Annotated in this window: 12 protein-coding genes; 2 read left to right on the forward strand and 10 right to left on the reverse strand. The window is 54.8% G+C overall.

What is annotated here, in order from left to right; translation table 11 throughout:
• Positions 1-2,016 (reverse strand): RHS repeat domain-containing protein, encoded by a 2,016-nt coding sequence (locus CBW65_RS02225; protein ID WP_087455400.1) that lies wholly within the window; start codon positions 2,014-2,016, stop codon positions 1-3.
• Between the two features lie 171 nt (positions 2,017-2,187).
• On the opposite strand from CBW65_RS02225, the gene CBW65_RS25270 reads away from it, so the two are divergent.
• Complete coding sequence (locus tag CBW65_RS25270) at positions 2,188-2,331, forward strand: hypothetical protein (protein ID WP_408646545.1); 144 nt, start codon at positions 2,188-2,190, stop codon at positions 2,329-2,331.
• Positions 2,332-2,519: 188 nt separating this feature from the next.
• Here the strand turns inward: CBW65_RS25270 and CBW65_RS02230 are convergent, their stop codons facing one another.
• The 9 genes from CBW65_RS02230 to CBW65_RS02265 form a co-directional block, all read right to left on the reverse strand.
• Complete coding sequence (locus CBW65_RS02230) at positions 2,520-2,747, reverse strand: Imm74 family immunity protein (RefSeq protein WP_087455401.1); 228 nt, start codon at positions 2,745-2,747, stop codon at positions 2,520-2,522.
• 4 nt (positions 2,748-2,751) lie between these two features.
• A complete protein-coding gene (locus CBW65_RS02235) occupies positions 2,752-4,452 on the reverse strand; it encodes an RHS repeat-associated core domain-containing protein (RefSeq protein ID WP_157721724.1) in 1,701 nt (566 codons plus the stop codon).
• Between the two features lie 192 nt (positions 4,453-4,644).
• Positions 4,645-4,806, reverse strand: coding sequence for an RHS repeat domain-containing protein (locus tag CBW65_RS24015; RefSeq protein WP_157721725.1), 162 nt, complete (start codon positions 4,804-4,806; stop codon positions 4,645-4,647).
• 130 nt (positions 4,807-4,936) lie between these two features.
• Positions 4,937-5,248 carry a hypothetical protein gene (locus CBW65_RS02240; RefSeq protein ID WP_087455403.1) on the reverse strand — a complete coding sequence of 104 codons (312 nt, stop codon included), beginning with the start codon at positions 5,246-5,248 and terminating at the stop codon, positions 4,937-4,939.
• A 13-nt stretch (positions 5,249-5,261) separates the two neighbouring features.
• Positions 5,262-11,978: an RHS repeat-associated core domain-containing protein gene (locus tag CBW65_RS02245; RefSeq protein WP_087455404.1), complete on the reverse strand. Its 6,717-nt coding sequence runs from the start codon at positions 11,976-11,978 to the stop codon at positions 5,262-5,264.
• A 212-nt stretch (positions 11,979-12,190) separates the two neighbouring features.
• Positions 12,191-13,555, reverse strand: coding sequence for a UDP-N-acetylmuramate--L-alanine ligase (gene murC, locus CBW65_RS02250; RefSeq protein ID WP_157721726.1), 1,365 nt, complete (start codon positions 13,553-13,555; stop codon positions 12,191-12,193).
• Positions 13,556-13,657: 102 nt separating this feature from the next.
• Positions 13,658-14,800 (reverse strand): two-component system sensor histidine kinase NtrB, encoded by a 1,143-nt coding sequence (locus CBW65_RS02255; RefSeq protein ID WP_087455406.1) that lies wholly within the window; start codon positions 14,798-14,800, stop codon positions 13,658-13,660.
• 127 nt (positions 14,801-14,927) lie between these two features.
• Complete coding sequence (locus tag CBW65_RS02260) at positions 14,928-15,821, reverse strand: cation diffusion facilitator family transporter (RefSeq protein WP_087455407.1); 894 nt, start codon at positions 15,819-15,821, stop codon at positions 14,928-14,930.
• 122 nt (positions 15,822-15,943) lie between these two features.
• Positions 15,944-16,204, reverse strand: coding sequence for a DUF6154 family protein (locus CBW65_RS02265; RefSeq protein WP_087459083.1), 261 nt, complete (start codon positions 16,202-16,204; stop codon positions 15,944-15,946).
• 152 nt (positions 16,205-16,356) lie between these two features.
• On the opposite strand from CBW65_RS02265, the gene CBW65_RS02270 reads away from it, so the two are divergent.
• Complete coding sequence (locus CBW65_RS02270) at positions 16,357-17,085, forward strand: amino acid ABC transporter ATP-binding protein (RefSeq protein ID WP_087455408.1); 729 nt, start codon at positions 16,357-16,359, stop codon at positions 17,083-17,085.
• Positions 17,086-17,101: the final 16 nt, after the last annotated feature.

The raw sequence follows: 17,101 nt of genomic DNA on the forward strand, positions 1-17,101 counted from the left end.
CTATTCCTCCAATATATCAACGTGCACGTTTTTAACTTCTTTTATTCCATTAGTGCGTTCGTTTCGAGTATTCTCAGTAAAGTTAGCCCTTACTCTCCCTTCGTTCGGTTTATATTGTAACCTAAATGCCCTTAACCCGTTCTGACTGCTGTAACCAATTACCTCACCATTTCCGTTAGTTATTGGCTTTGCACCAGGTCCAACCCACGCTTTACCTGCTTCTAAAGCATCGGCCCTTCTAGCACTCCCCATCGTTGACAATCCCTTAGATGCATTTTTCGCCCCTAGAACCATGTCGGTTGAACTCATGTTATAAACATAATTTGGATTATAATACTTTGTCCTAGTCCCCCCAACAGGCTGAGCAGCCGGCTTGAGCATCCTTGTCTTCGCATCTGGCTGAATCGGGGTTGGATCGGGCGGGTGGTACGTGCGAGGCGACAGATTTCCTGCGCCGGAAGCTTGCATTCCTTGGACGCCGATCATCAGTTGCATGCCGTTGTAGAACTGGCATTCTTGCGTGCGGAGTCCCGGGCCGGATTGGCAGTATTGCTGGCGCTCGTTCGCTTCCATCTGTCTGCCGATCGCTTGTTGGATCATGCGGTCGTCGTAGTTGCCGAGCCATCCTTTGAGATAAATCCCCGTTGCCTCCATGTTGTCTTCCATCGAGAGATTTTGGTTGTACTGTCCCGAGGCTGTCAACATGTAGAGCATCGTGAGCTTCTCGGTTCGGGACATGCTTTCGAGCGGTATTGGACCTGAACTGCTCGAATAGTCATTGATCCGCTGTTGCCGGATCTGCTCCCTGATGATTCTTTCCAGCTCATCATCGGGGATCGGGTCGGGGTCGTCCGGGTCGAAGATGCCTCCGTCTCCGGGGTTGCCCCCGCCTCCACTTCCACCTCCGGTTGCGGGCGGTGGAGGGTCTTCAATGCTCATGTCGCAGTCTCCGATTTGGATGCTGCAGAAAATGTGGCCGGTCGGGTCGGCGTATTTGAGCGGGTTGTTCACAGTATAGATATAGCGGTTTTGCGATTGCGGGTCGTCGAGGTACCCGGGCCAGGTGTCCTGCGTGGTGAAGCGGCCGTTCGCTGGGCTGTACCAGCGGGCGCTGTAGTCCATCAGGCTGGCTTTGATGTCGTACGTCTTGCCGGTGAGACCGACTTGGTTGTACGGGTTCCACAGCTGGGTGAACACCCCGCCGAATGCGTCGTAGCGGTATTTCAGCACTTCGCTTCCCGTGTGGTCGGTCAGGTCGGTGACGTTGCCCGTCACATCGTAGTGGTAGAACAGCTGGTGTCCTCGGTCGCGCAGGTTGCCTAAGTACCCTTGCTCCTTGCGCCCTTGGAAGCCGAACATCTTGCGGGAGATCACCTGATCCTGCTCGCCTCGCGCATAGTAGGCGAAAAGCTCGTTGTCGCTGCCGTTGTACTCGTTGAGCAGGGCAAGCCCGTCGTAGAGGTAGCGGGTGGTCTCTTGCTTGAGATGGTAGTTTTTAATCACTCCACCGTTACCACCAGTGCCTTCGCTGCCTTGGTTTTTATCGCGTCCGTAGGCGTTGCCTTTGCCGTTGCCCGGGTTGGGATTTTTGTCTTTGCCAGTTGCCGCTCCGTTGTTTCCACCCATCGAGGCCCCGGGGCCGTTCAGGTCGTAGAACTGCTCTTGGCGGTAGACTTTGCGGCCCAAGGCGTCATAGTCGTATTGGACATACGTCTGATCCGCATACGACACTTTGGTCAGTTGGTTGTCCGAATTGTAGGCGTAGTTGACCGGACCGTGTTCGGTCGTTCTTGAGGTCAGATTGCCTTTGGCATCATACGAGTACGTTTCCCCGTCCGCTTCGATCAGGCGGTTGGCCGCATCGTAGCGGTAGGTCACTTGGCCGTAGTCGTCGGTCATCGTGGTGCGGTTGCCTGCCGCATCGTAGGTGTAGGTGGCGCGCTCCACCGGGTTCAGGAAGAAATCGGGATCTTCCGGCACGTAGTTCGGCGGATAGCCCAGCTCCTGCAGGGTCACCGGTTCGTATTGTTGCTTCTGTTCTTGTATTTGCCGTACGCATCGCCGTTTCCTTTGCCCGGTCCTTTTCCGTTGTCATTTCCAGCTTAAGTCAGGGTATAAAATTCAACATTAGATATGCGTAGTATCTAAATGAAGAGAACTCGTTACACCCTATAGTTTAAACAAGCGATCGTGAAAGAGGTACAGGAAGTCGGCAATGCAGCACAAGTAGCGCGTCGTCATGAACTCAGATCGGATTTGGTCTATCGTTGGGTCAAGCAGACCAAGCATGGTATCTGTACCATAATCAACCTGATTAATGTAACGGCATAGCGTTATTTAGGTTACAAATTCAAGCATTGATTCATTGAAGTGCGTACGAACGATTTCATGAAATTTTTATACATATATTACATTGGTTAGATGTGTTGTTAATTGAACGATGGATTCATTCGGCACTGGGTAGCCCCCGCCAAGAAAAAACCTTGAATGGCACGAAGCCAATCAAGGTCCTCTGAGGATTATTCAAACTCAATGATAAACTTAGAATTCTTTGTTTCAGCGATTACCTCTTTAATGATTTTAGATTTAGTCACATCATCTATTGCTAAATTCTCGTGTGGTGACTCCCAATTCTTAATTGTATCAGAATAAGCAATAAATCCCCCAACAGTCATTTCCCCTTGAATCTTGACCGTTTTATTGTCATATTCCACTTTAATGTAACTTGAGGTTCCTGTGATCTTCATAGAATCACCTCCTAAATATTACTTTTTCAACGAGTGTCTTAGGGTCAATCGTAGTAATTTGGGTTACGTTAGGGTTTTTCATTAATCTTGGCAACTCGACGTTCTCCCATATATTCCCTCCTCTTAAATTAGAACCTACAACAGCACGTACATTTCCTGAAACTTGATTGGCATAGGTAGCAGAAACATCTTCCCACGCCTTGATAGAACTTGGATTATTAATATCCCATTCAGGCATTTTAATCCCTTTGCTCTCAATGAGACCTTCTAATGTAGTTCCACCTTTTTGTTTGGCAATTTCCAATGCTCGCTTAGCCCCTCCAATACCATCTGTTCTTCCTGACCAAAAGAACGCAGAATTGGATTCAGTTTTTAAGAGTGATGGGGCAAAGTTTCCCGCACCCCCACCAGGCTGAGCAGCCGGCTTGAACACCCTTGTTTTCGCATCGGGCTGAATCGGGGTTGGATCTGGCGGGTGGTACGTGCGGGGCGACAGATTTCCTGCGCCGGAAGCTTGCATTCCTTGGACGCCGATCATCAGTTGCATGCCGTTGTAGAACTGGCATTCTTGGGTGCTGAGTCCCGGGCCGGATTGGCAGTATTGCTGGCGCTCATTCGCTTCCATCTGCAGGCCGATCGCTCTTTGGATCGTGCGGTCGTCGTAGTTGCCTAACGATTGGTTGAGATAAATGCCCGTTGCCTCCATGTTGTCTTCCATCGAGAGATTTTGGTTGTACTGTCCCGAGGCTGTCAACATGTAGAGCATCGTGAGCTTCTCGGTTCGGGACATGCTTTCGAGCGGTATTGGACCTGAACTGCTCGAATAGTCATTGATCCGCTGTTGCCGGATCTGCTCCCTGATGATTCTTTCCAGCTCATCATCGGGGATCGGGTCGGGGTCGTCCGGGTCGAAGATGCCTCCGTCTCCGGGGTTGCCCCCGCCTCCACTTCCACCTCCGGTTGCGGGCGGTGGAGGGTCTTCAATGCTCATGTCGCAGTCTCCGATTTGGATGCTGCAGAAAATGTGGCCGGTCGGGTCGGCGTATTTGAGCGGGTTGTTCACAGTATAGATATAGCGGTTTTGCGATTGCGGGTCGTCGAGGTACCCGGGCCAGGTGTCCTGCGTGGTGAAGCGGCCGTTCGCTGGGCTGTACCAGCGGGCGCTGTAGTCCATCAGGCTGGCTTTGATGTCGTACGTCTTGCCGGTGAGACCGACTTGGTTGTACGGGTTCCACAGCTGGGTGAACACCCCGCCGAATGCGTCGTAGCGGTATTTCAGCACTTCGCTGCCCGTGTGGTCGGTCAGGTCGGTGACGTTGCCCGTCACATCGTAGTGGTAGAACAGTTGGTGTCCTCGGTCGCGCAGGTTGCCTAAGTACCCTTGCTCCTTGCGCCCTTGGAAGCCGAACATCTTGCGGGAGATCACCTGATCCTGCTCGCCTCGCGCATAGTAGGCGAAAAGCTCGTTGTCGCTGCCGTTGTACTCGTTGAGCAGGGCAAGCCCGTCGTAGAGGTAGCGGGTGGTCTCTTTCTTGAGGTGGTAGTTTTTAATCACTCCACCATTGCCACCATTGCCACCATTACCACCATTACCACCATTGCCTTCGCTGCCTTGGTTCTTGTCGCGTCCGTAGGCGTTTCCTTTTCCGTTGCCCGGGTTGGGGTTTTTGTCTTTGCCAATTGCTGCTACGTTGTTTCCGCCCATCGAGGCCCCGGGGCCGTTCAGGTCGTAGAACTGCTCTTGGCGGTAGACTTTGCGGCCAAAGGCGTCGTAGTCGTATTGGACATACGTCTGATCCGCATACGACACTTTGGTCAGTTGATTGTCCGAGTTGTAGGCGTAGTTGACCGAACCGTGTTCGGTCGTTCTTGAGGTCAGATTGCCTTTGGCGTCATACTAGTACGTTTCCCCGTCCGCTTCGATCAGGCGGTTGGCCGCATCGTAGCGGTAGGTCACTTGGCCGTAGTCGTCGGTCATCGTGGTGCGGTTGCCTGCCGCATCGTAGGTGTAGGTGACGCGCTCCACCGGGTTCAGGAAGAAATCGGGATCTTCCGGCACGTAGTTCGGCGGATAGCCAAGCTCCTGCAGCGTCTCCGGTTCGTTGGTTGAATGATGGGTTCATTCGTCACTCACCCCCTTCCAAAAAGAAACCTTGAAAGGCATATAGCCAATCAAGGTTCTGACACTTTTACAATGATTCACGTGTAAACGGTAATATTTTATGAGCTAGGTTCTCCAAAAAAATAATATCATCTTCACTTCCTTGAATCGGACATAGGCAATTGCCTGTGTCCTCATGGTACATTAACCTAAATGGAATATTATCTATTTCAAAAGTGCAATATCTTGAATATATTCCCTCCAGGTTATCAGAAACTATGGCGTTAAAATGGGTTGTCAGGATATTTTTTAACGTATCAAAGTCATCCCATAACTCAAACCCGACAAATTCAATGTCAACTTTTCCATCATCAGCGATATGCTTTATGATTCTTACCACTAGAAACCTCCTCTCACTCTAATCCCAGTGATTTATTTACACTTTTCCTTGATTTTTGGGAACTTTCAATAATCCCTTTGTATATATCATCACCAGTAAGACCTTTATCTTTTTGACGTTGAACAATCTGTTCCCAAGTCAAATTTGGGTCTGTCTTATTCAATGATGCGGCAGCATCCCTATCAGACATTAGCTCTCTAGCCTTAGTTCGATATTGGTTCCTCAATTCAAACGCTTGTCTTGCCTGTTGCTCTAGTGGTGCGTTTTTGTTGATTAAGTTAGGGATATTGGCTTCCTGTTTTAAGTACCACTTCCTCGTGTCCAAGTTACTTAGAGTCCCCCCAACAGGCTGAGCAGCCGGCTTAAGCACCCTTGTTTTTGCATCGGGCTGGATCGGGGTTGGGTCAGGCGGGTGGTACGTGCGAGGCGACAGATTTCCTGCGCCGGAAGCTTGCATTCCTTGGACGCCGATCATCAGTTGCATGCCGTTGTAGAACTGGCATTCTTGCCTGCGGAGTCCCGGGCCGGATTGGCAGTATTGCTGGCGCTCGTTCGCTTCCATCTGTCTGCCGATCGCTTGTTGGATCATGCGGTCGTCGTAGTTGCCGAGCCATCCTTTGAGATAAATCCCCGTTGCCTCCATGTTGTCTTCCATCGAGAGATTTCGGTTGTACTGTCCCGATGCAGTCAACATGTAGAACATCGTGAGCTTCTCGGTTCGGGACATGCTTTCAAGCGGTATGGAGCCTGAACTGCTTGCATAGTCATTGATTCGCTGTTGCCGGATCTGCTCCCGGATGATTCTTTCCAGCTCTTCATCGGGGATCGGGTCGGGGTCGTCCGGGTCGAAGATGCCTCCGTCTCCGGGGTTGCCCCCGCCTCCACTTCCACCTCCGGATGCGGGCGGTGGTGGGTCTTCAGTGCTCATGTCGCAGTCTCCGATTTGGATGCTGCAGAAGATGTGGCCGGTCGGGTCGGCGTATTTGAGCGGGTTGTTCACGGTATAGATGTAGCGGTTTTGCGATTGCGGGTCGTCGAGGTACCCGGGCCAGGTGTCCTGCGTGGTGAAGCGGCCGTTCGCCGGGCTGTACCAGCGGGCGCTGTAGTCCATCAGGCTGGCTTTGATGTCGTACGTCTTGCCGGTGAGACCGACTTGGTTGTACGGGTTCCACAGCTGGGTGAACACCCCGCCGAATGCGTCGTAGCGGTATTTCAGCACTTCGCTGCCCGTGTGGTCGGTCAGGTCGGTGACGTTGCCCGTCACATCGTAGTGGTAGAACAGCTGGTGTCCTCGGTCGCGCAGGTTGCCTAAGTACCCTTGCTCCTTGCGCCCTTGGAAGCCGAACATCTTGCGGGAGATCACCTGATCCTGCTCGCCTCGCGCATAGTAGGCGAAAAGCTCGTTGTCGCTGCCGTTGTACTCGTTGAGCAGGGCAAGGCCGTCGTAGAGGTAGCGGGTGGTCTCTTGCTTGAGATGGTAGTTTTTAATCACTCCACCGTTACCACCAGTGCCTTCGCTGCCTTGGTTCTTGTCGCGTCCGTAGGCGTTGCCTTTGCCGTTGCCCGGGTTGGGATTTTTGTCTTTGCCCGTTGCCGCTCCGTTGTTTCCGCCCATCGAGGCTCCGGGGCCGTTCAGGTCGTAGAACTGCTCTTGGCGGTAAACTTTGCGGCCCAAGGCGTCGTAGTCGTATTGGACATACGTCTGATCCGCATACGACACTTTGGTCAGTTGGTTGTCCGAATTGTAGGCGTAGTTGACCGGACCGTGTTCGGTCGTTCTTGAGGTCAGATTGCCTTTGGCATCATACGAGTACGTTTCCCCGTCCGCTTCGATCAGGCGGTTGGCCGCATCGTAGCGGTAGGTCACTTGACCATAGTCGTCGGTCATCGTGGTGCGGTTGCCTGCCGCATCGTAGGTGTAGGTGGCGCGCTCCACCGGGTTCAGGAAGAAATCGGGATCTTCCGGCACGTAGTTCGGCGGATAGCCAAGCTCCTGCAGGGTCTCCGGTTCGTAGGTGTTGTTGCTTCTGTTCTTGTATTTGCCATACGCATGGCCATTTCCTTTGCCCGGGCCCTTGTCTTGCGGGCCTTTTCCATTGCCATTGCCATTGCCATTGCCATTGCCATTGCCATTGCCATTGCCATTACCATTTCCGTTGCCCGGCGTTTTGACCTCTCCGCCATTGCCGTTCCCGTTGCCGCCTTTGGCTGCGGAAAGGGTCAGTTTGTCGAGCGGCGGAGTGTAGTAGGTATCACGGATCGCTTCGATTTTTTCAATCGGATAGACGGCTTCCACAAGGCGGGACAGCTCGTCGTAGGCAAAGTTCGTGACAGCCCCGTCCGCTTCGGTTTGGCTCAGGAGGTTCCCCAGGCGATCGTAGGTGTAGCTCAAGCTCTCCAAAACGCCATTTGCATTCGTGGTATGAATGTTGGTGACGAAGGCGTTTTTGTTATATTCATATGCGGTCGTGGTCAGATCGCCGCCGCGGATGTTTTGCACCTGTCCGAACGGGTTGTATTCGTAATTCGTGACAAAGCCTTCCGGATCGGTGACGGTGCGGATCTGATCGCGCTCGTTAAAGGTGTAGGATGTCGTGCGGCCGTCAGAATCGGTGATGGCCGTTTTGTTGCCGATCGCATCGTACGCGTAGGAAATCGATTTGCCAAGGCGCGGGTTGGCCACCGAGGTGATGCGCCCCAATTTGTCGTAGGCAAACGTTTCTTCAGAAGCCCGGTTGGACGCGCCGGTCATGCGTCCGATCGCATCGTAAGCAAAGCTGGCGGTGCCACTCGGGCTGTTGATGCCGGTGAGCAGTTGGCGCTCATCGTAGACGTACGTGGTGCTCTCGCCTGCCGCGTCGATGCGGGTGGTCAGATTGCCCGCCCCGTCGTAGCGGAAGGAGGTGGTATTGCCCAGCCCGTCCTTCTCCGAGGTCACGCGGGACAAACCGTCATACGTCCAGGACATGGTGTGGCCGAGCGGGTCGGTCTGCTCAAGCACGTTGCCCATCGCATCATAGCGGTAGGATGTCACTTTTTCCAACGCATCGGTCACTTGGGCCAGACGTCCGGACGCGTCATAGCCGTAGCGTGTTTTCGCACCGTTGGCGTCGGTGGTTTCGACAGCTTGGCCTGCTGCGTCGTATGCGGTCGCCGTCGTATTCCCTTCACGGTCGGTGACGCTGACCAGACGGTTCAACTCGTCATAGGCGTAGCGGACCGAATCGCCTGCGTGGTCGATCTCTTGGATCAGGTTGTCCGCTTTGTCATAGACGTAGCGCGTTTTGGTTCCGCCGGTGTCGGTTTGCTCGATCAGGCGGTTCAAAGCGTCATACGCAAACGAAGTCTGACGCTTCATCACGTCGGTGACCCCGGTCAGGTTGTCGTTTTCGTCATACGCATAAGCTGTCGTTTGCGCCATCGGGTCGGTGACGGCGGTCAGACGGCCTGCTGCGTCGTAGGTGTAGCTCCACACATGATCAAGCGCGTTGGTGCGCGTGAGCAGGTTGCCCGTTTTGTCGTAGGTCATGGTGGTATGGCCTTGGGGATCGGTCAGAGTGGTCAGCCGTCCCAGCTTGTCATACTCGTAGCTTGCCGTGTGGCCGCGCGGGTTGGTCTTTTCCAGCAAACGGCCTAATTCGTCATATTTGTACGCGGTCACGCCGTCTTCTGCGTCGCGGAAAGAGAGCAGTTCGCCCACTTTGTTGTACTCATAGCGGTTCGTCTTCCCGTTCGGCAGCTTTTCTTCCACATACAGCCCGAGCGGGTCGTAGCTGTAGGAAGTCACCGCACTGGACGGATCGGTAACGCTGATGACGCGGCCCAACGCATCATAGGCGTAAGCGGTCGCATGGTCGAGCGAATCGATCTCCTGCGTCAACTGGCCCAGCGCATCGTAACGGTACTGAGTCCTGCCAAGCGGCGTCTCCACCTGCGTCAGCCGCTGGTCAGCATCGTACGTGTACTGCGTGGCATGACCGTTTTCATCGGTGACTTCGATCAGGTTGCCTGCAGCGTCATAGCGGTGCAGTTTCGAAATGCCTTCGTCGCGGATCACTTCCGCCGTGCGCGCTTCTAAATCGTAGCGGAACAAGGTGCTGTGCCCGCGCGGATCGAGCAGTTCGGTCAGGCGGCCGGCCGGATCGTATTGAAACTGGTAGGTTCTGCCGAGCGCGTCGGTCTTGCTCGCCGGCAGCCCGGTCGGATGGTAGGTATAGGTGGTGGATTTCTCGTCCGGATCGATTTTTTCAACGACCCGGCCTGTTTTGTCATACTTGTACCCTGTGACTCCGCCTGCAGGGTCGGTTTGGGCGATCAGACGCCCCGCCTCGTCATATTGGTAGGTGGTGACGAGCGTGCCGTTCTTTGCTTCCAGCACGTTGCCCATCGCATCATACGCATACTCCGTGATGCGCTCCTCCGGGTCGGTGACGGTCAATACGCGCCCCAATACATCGTAGGTGTACGAAGTAATGCGCCCCTTCGGATCGGTGACCGAGGACAGGTGCTGCCATTCGTCATACGCGTACATGGTGATACCGCCGAGCGGGTCGGTTTTGGTCAGCACGTTGCCATACACGTCGTACGTATAGGTGACGCTGCGCTCCAGCGCGTCGGTAACCTTTTCCACGTGGCCGGCTGCGTTGTACGCATATTGGGTCTTGTGCTGCCCCGGCGTGGTGACACTGATCACCCGCCCCATCGCGTCGCGTTCGTAGACGGTGGTGCCTGCTGCTGTCTTGACGCCGGTGACCAGCCCGTACACATCATACTGATACTCAGCCGATGCGATGCCTTTGCCCGATTTCGATCTCAGGCGTCCTTGTTCCCAGCCGTACTGCACCTGCCGTCCGTCCGGGTAGGTGATCCTCGCGATATTGCCCATCGCCGTGTAGGTGTAGGAGGTGACAAGGTTGCCCGGTGCGGTCATCTGATCGACCTGGCCCAAGGCGTTGTAACGATATTTCGTGCCCGCTCCCGCCTCGTCGATCGTCTCCATCAGGCGCCCTTTGTCATAGACAAACCGCGTCTCGCTGCCAAGCGGCCCGCGGACCTTCGACGGGTTGCGGCTGCCTCCGCTGTACTCCACGAGAACACTGCGTCCGCCCGGGTAGTCGACGCGGGTCAGGCGCATCGAGTTGTCGTACGTGTACCGGGTCATCTCGCCTTTGGCGTTGACGACTTCGGACACTTTGGCGAACGGGTTGTTGTAGTCATACTGCATCCCGCGCCCCGAGGGGTCGGCGGTTCTCATCGTCACTTGCCAGAACGGGTCGAGCTCATGGCGGGTGACACGGTTTTTCGGATCGGTGACCGAGGTCAAAGTTCCCTTTTCGTTGTAGGTGTAGCGCCACTCCGCGCCGCCCGGTTCGACGACACGGGTCGGCTTTTCAAAAACGGGGTGGTTCTCGATGCGCGTCACGCGGCCTAACGGGTCGGTGCGCAGCGTCACATCGCCTTGATAGGCAAAGCTGGTCGTACCTTTGTTCGTTTTGATGGCTGCGACTTTTCCTTCTGCGTTGAATGTCATCTGCACGCCTTTGGAGTCAACGGTCTGGCGGACTTTGCCTCCTTCGACTGTGTAGACGAGCGTGTTGCCGTCCGCATCGGTGCGGGTGACTTTGTTGCTTTCATAGCGGTAGGAGTAGATCGTGCGCTCCAGACCGTCTTTGATCGCCGTCACTTTGCCGCCAGTGTACACGTAACCGGTCTTGACGCCGTTTTCGGAGCGCGAGATCATGCGGTGCTCGCCGTCATACGTCATTTGCAGCGTTGAGCCGTCCGGGCGGGTGATTCCGGTCAGATTGCCCGCTCCATCGTAGGAGTAACGATAGGTCAGCCCTCCGTTGTCGCTGACCGAAGTGACGAGCGGGCTGTTCCCCGTATAGCCAAAGGTCAGCTTGGGCGGCGTGTTGCCCTTGAAACTTTTCAGCCGTCCCTGCTCGTCATAATCGACCCACATCGTCAAGCCTGTGCGGTCCGCATAGCGCATCAGTTTGCCCGCTTTCGGAGACTGCCCGTCGCGCCACGGGGCTTTGTACCCGTAGAACGCGTAGGCGTACCCATTCTCCGGGTCCCAGATCAGGTAGTCGGTCGGGCCGCGGCGGCGCAGCTCTTTTTGGCTGTCCTCATCGGCGGGGGCATAACTGCCGAGGTGCAGCGGATAGTAGATTTTCGGATCGTCGTCATAGCTTTCGACGAACTCGATATCCGGATTGGATTTGGTAAACTTGTAGTTCTCCCGCGTCCCGTTCCCATGCACATCGGCAATGGCAAATTCATCGTACATCTGCAAATAGCGGTCTTGCGGAATCGACCACCCATGTCCGAAAATCGACCGGGTCCCGGCCAGTTGCGTCGAGTACGAGCGCTCAAGCGTCAGCGGCGGCCCGAATGTCGAATAGGCAAAATCGACCTCTTTCAAAATCAGCGCCCCGGTCGTCACATCAATCGGGTCGTCCGGCGCTGTCGGCTGCATGTCTTCCGCTTCCGTGACCGGCGAGACGGCCAGATTTTCCATCGTCTGCCCAGGTCCTTGCAACCCGCGCTGCAATTGCGCAGCCGGGTCAAAATTCTGCCCGTTCCCAGGCAGCCATTCCAGCAGCGGATCCCACTCCGCAGCAGAAGCTGCCTGTGCATGCCTGTCGCCGCCCGGTACAAGCGGCGAAACGAGCACTGCGGCACTCAGGACAAGCGATGTCAGCTTGCGTACCCACTTCTTTTTACCCATGCGTCTCCTGTCTCCCCTACAGACTATTTTCCCAGATCGAGAAGTTAAATTTAGGATAATAGTACTACTCTTTCGATAGGTAAATCGAATTACCTTTTGATAACAGTAGAATTTGATTATTTTCTATGGCATTTCCATTTTCCGAAAATCCTTTAAGAGATAAAAAAAAGAAACCGGAGCGGTCGCCCCGGTTCAATCATTCGATAATGGCATTATGCATGTACGGAAATCAATTGTTCGCCAATCCCGCGAATGTCGCCTGCGCCCATCGTCAGCACGAGGCCGGCCTGCGCAGCGCGCTGTTTGCGGATCCATTCGGTGCCCTCGTCCAGCGTGTTGACCAGATGCACCGTCTTGCCGCGCTCGGCGATCTTCTCGGCGAGCAGGTTGGTCAGCTCTTCCGCCCGGTCGCCCGCTTCGCGCGCCGACTGGTAGATCTTGACCAGCATCACTTCGTCAGACAGCGTCAGCGCATCGGCAAACTCATCGAGAAACGCCATCGTCCGCGAAATGGTGTGCGGCTGGAACACGGTGAGCAGGTGATCGTTCGGGAACGAGCGTTTCACCGCTTTCAAGGTCGCTTCGATCTCGCTCGGGTGATGGGCGTAGTCATCGTACACTTCCAGCTGCCCGATGTGACCGAGGTAATCAAAGCGGCGGTAGACCCCGCCAAACTCGGCAAACGACTCCTGCACCGTCGCAAACGGAATCTCGAGGATGCGCGACAAGGTGATCGCCGCCAGCACGTTCAGCACATTGTGCTCGCCGATCGCGCGGACTTTGACAACGCCTAGCTGCTGGCCCTGTTCCCAGGCCATAAAGCTCAACATCCCGCGCCGTTCCTTAACATCGGTCGCGTAGATGTCGTTTGTATGTTTCAAACCGAAATAGTGAACCTTACCTTTGGAGACCAGCTTGCGGCACAAGGCCTGGTCGCCCCACGTGATCAGAGCGCCATCTTGCGGCACTTTGTCCACGAAGGTCTGGAACGCTTCAAACACATCGTCGATGCCGGAAAAATAGTCCGGGTGGTCGAAATCGATGTTGTTGATAATCGCAATCTTTGGCGAATAGTTGTGGAAGCTGCGACGGTATTCGCACGCTTCCGCCACCATATGCCCGTAGCCGTAACGGCCGTTGGAGCCGATGTTATAGTTCTTGCTGCCGATGATGGCCAGCGGATCGAGCTTGGAAAAAAGCAGCATGTTCGCGATCATCGAAGTGGTGGTCGTCTTTCCGTGCGTTCCGGAGACGGTGATCGCCGCTTCTGCGTGACCGTCCATCAGACGGCCGAGCATCTGCGGGTAGCTCAGCACTTCGATGCCGAGTTCCTTTGCTTTTTTGATCTCGATATGATCATCTCCGTATGCCGGAGAGTGGCAGACGATATCTGCATCTTGCACGTTTTTCTCAGACGGGCCGGTGACCTGCGTGATGCCAGCCTGGCGCAGCAGTTCATCCGTGAAAAAGACCGCGTCTGTGTCCGAACCGGTCACCTCGCAGCCCATGCGTGCGTACACCTGTGCGAGCGCACTGATCCCTGAGCCTTTGATTCCCACGAAGTGAATTTTCTGCACTGGACGTACCTCCCATGATCCTCTCCCAAACGCCACGAGGGCAAAATGGGGACAACAGTCTTAGTATGGGCAAAACCAGCTCAAATTGCAATTGTAGATTTATTACAATCCTGTTTCCGGAAGCTCCTGCAGCGGGAACAGAAAGCGGAATGTCACGCCTTCGCCCGTTTTGCTTTTTGTTTCCACCCGCGCATAGTGCTCGTGCATCGTGCGAAACACCATGGTCAGCCCCAAACCTACGCCGCCGTCTTTCAGCGAGAAGAACGGTGTGCCGAGCAGATGCAACAGCTCCTCCGGAATCCCTTCACCATTATCCTCCACCTCGACGACCAGCGTCCCGTCCTTGCGTTTGTGGCGCAGGATGATCGTCGGGTTCTCTGCGCCTTTCATCGCTTCCAGCGCATTTTTGATCACGTTGAAAAAGGCCTGCTTCAGCGTCTCTTCGCTGCCTTCGATCAGCACGTCTTCATCCTCAAATTCCATCACGATCTGTTTATCATACAAGTGATCGGCAAACAGCTCCGCCACCGAGGTCAGCACTTTGTGCAGCGAGACCGGGCGCTTCGGCGCCTGCGGTTTGTTCGGCTTGGCGACGTCGAGCATCGTGTTGATCGTCATGATCCCGCGGTCGAGCTCCTGCATCGCCAGAGTCAAAAAGTGGTGTGGCTGCGACTCCATCAACAACTGCAGGAAGCCGCGCGTCGCCGTCAGCGGGTTGCGCACCTCATGTGCGACACCGGCTGCCATCTGGCCGATCGCCGCCAGCCGTTCCGTGTCGAGGCGGCGCTTCTGCTCGTTGAAATAGTTCTCCTTGATCGCCATGTAGTGCGTCATGTAATTTTGCATCGCCAGCTCACACTGGTTGTTTAGCGCTTCTGCCAGTTCGAGGCTCTCGCGGCAAGGGAGATTCTCCCGCTCTGCAAAATCAATAAAGTAGGTGACCAGTGTATGGCGGAACATCCGAAAACGTTCCACCGCTTCGTCGACCGGCACCCCTTGCGTCGCCCGTTTCGAAGAGCAGATTTTTGCCCATTCGGTCATGCTGGCAAGATTGTTTCCATGGAACGACTGAAAAACGATGTCCAGAAGCTCTTCCGCTTCCTGTCGCAACACCGTCTCATAAAACTTGTCATCCATATGATAGAAGAAATTCTGGTTGTCCTCATGGCGATCATTCCACCAGCGGTAGGTAAATTCTTTGATCTGCAGCGCCATATGCGCACGGAACTTATCGATGGTCAACATTGCGAGTTACTCCTTGTTGTTTCAGTCCGTCACCCGGCATGATTAGTTACTTTATAGTATAAACGATTTCGACAAATAATTGCGCTTTTCGACAAATTTCCCTCGGCATTACTAACAAAGGACACCCCTAAGGGTGCCCTTTTCCGGACGAATCATCCACCGGTTCCACATGAATGTGGACATATTCGATTTTTTCCTTATCGAACAAAAGCTGTTCAATCTGCTCGGTGATATCGTGGGACTCGCCAACGGTAAGCTCAGCATCGACACCGATCACCGCGTCGACATAGATGTTGCTGCCGTACGTGCGCGCTTTGATGTCGATGATCGAACGCACCTGCGGCACGTCTAAGATCATGTCTTCCAACACTTTCAGATGCGCCTCGTCATACCCGTCGGTCAGCGCATGCGCCGCTTCCCGGAAGATCTCATAGGCCGTTTTCAAAATGATCACCGCCACGAACAGCGCTGCGATCGGGTCGAGCCAGTGCAGCCCAAACTGGGCGCCCAAGATCCCGACAAAAGCGCCTAAGGACACATATGCGTCCGAGCGGTTATCCGCTGCGGCGGCCAGCACAGCCTGTGAATTGATGCGCTTGCCAAGGCGCTGGTTGTACTGCCCGACAAACAGCATCACCCCGGCCGAAAACAGCGCCACCCACATCGAAATCGGGTTCGGCACCGTGAAATTGCGATCCATCATGCTCTGAATGGCATCCCACAACACATTGATGCCGACGCCCGCCATGATCAGCGCGGCGATAAACGTCGCCACCGTCTCGGCGCGGTAATGGCCGTATTTGTGATCTTCATCCGGCGGTTTGCGGGCGATGCGCAGACCGATCAGCACGGCGACTGAGGCCACGATGTCGGTCGAGTTGTTCAGCCCGTCTGCGAACAGGGCCTGCGAGTTGGCCACGTAGCCTACAAACAGCTTGAGCGCGGAAAGTACCAGATAGGCGGCGATGCTGACCCAGGCCCCGCGCTCGCCTTGTTTCATCATCGCTTGTTTGTCATCCATCGTCCCCGCTCCCATCTCATTTGACTCTGCATGTAAGATGGTACCCTCTGCACCCCGTTTTAGTCTACGGAAACGTTTTTGGACACGGGCAACAATGTCTTCATCCTCCCGCCCTTTTGCGCTCAATGGATGCCACCGCCCGTTAGGTCAGGCCCTCCGTCATGCTTGCCGACGCCGTCGCGCGACATTTTGTCACGCAGCTGTTCGACCATGTAGCGCCCGAGCATTTCATACAGCTCCTGGCGGTTCATATCGCTGATGATCTCCATCAGATGCTCTTTTTCCAGCTCTTCTAAGATGCCGGAGACGATGATCACCGCATCTTCCTCATCGCCGACCAACTGTTCCCGGTAGTGGTTGTAGAGATCGTTTACAAATTTCATCGTCATCCGCCCCCACGCTCCTTTTGCGAAAAGCTGTCTTGGGCTAGTGTCCCCGTTTTTCCTGCAAAAGATTTCTTACATATCTTTCTGTAGGTTTTTATAAAGATGCTGTAGTTTTCAGGCTAGTATGAATAGTGCCAGGGGGTGTCCTCATGATTCATTTCCATCAAATCAATAAACATTACGGTTCTTTCCATGTGCTCAAAGACATCGACCTGCACATCAAAGCGGGCGAAGTGGTCGTCATCATCGGCCCGTCCGGCTCCGGCAAAAGCACGCTGCTCCGCTGCATCAACCGTCTGGAGACGGTGACCAGCGGGGAACTGCTCGTAAACGGGATGAAGGTGAGCGACAAGTCCACCAACATCAACAAGCTGCGCCAGGACATCGGGATGGTCTTTCAGCACTTCAATCTCTATCCGCACATGACCGTTTTGAAAAACATCATGCTCGCGCCGACCAAGGTGCTGGGGATCTCCGAAAAAGAAGCGCTGGACACGGCGATGCATTATTTGGAGAAAGTCGGCATCCCGGAGAAAGCCAACGCCTTCCCGTCCCAGCTCTCCGGCGGTCAGCAGCAGCGCGTGGCGATCGCCCGCGGCCTTGCGATGAAGCCCAAGATCATGCTGTTCGACGAGCCGACGTCCGCGCTCGACCCGGAGATGGTCGGCGAGGTGCTCGACGTGATGAAAAGCCTGGCCCGTGAAGGCATGACGATGGCCGTGGTCACGCACGAGATGGGTTTTGCCCGCGAAGTGGCCGACCGCGTCGTGTTTATGGACCAGGGCCAGATCGTCGAAGAAGCGGCGCCCGATCAGTTTTTCGCCAATCCGAGCGAAGAGCGGGCCCGCCAGTTTTTAAGCCGTTTGATGAACCATTAAGGGAGGTAATTTTGTC

It is taken from the genome of Tumebacillus avium, assembly GCF_002162355.1.
Lineage (GTDB): Bacteria > Bacillota > Bacilli > Tumebacillales > Tumebacillaceae > Tumebacillus_A > Tumebacillus_A avium.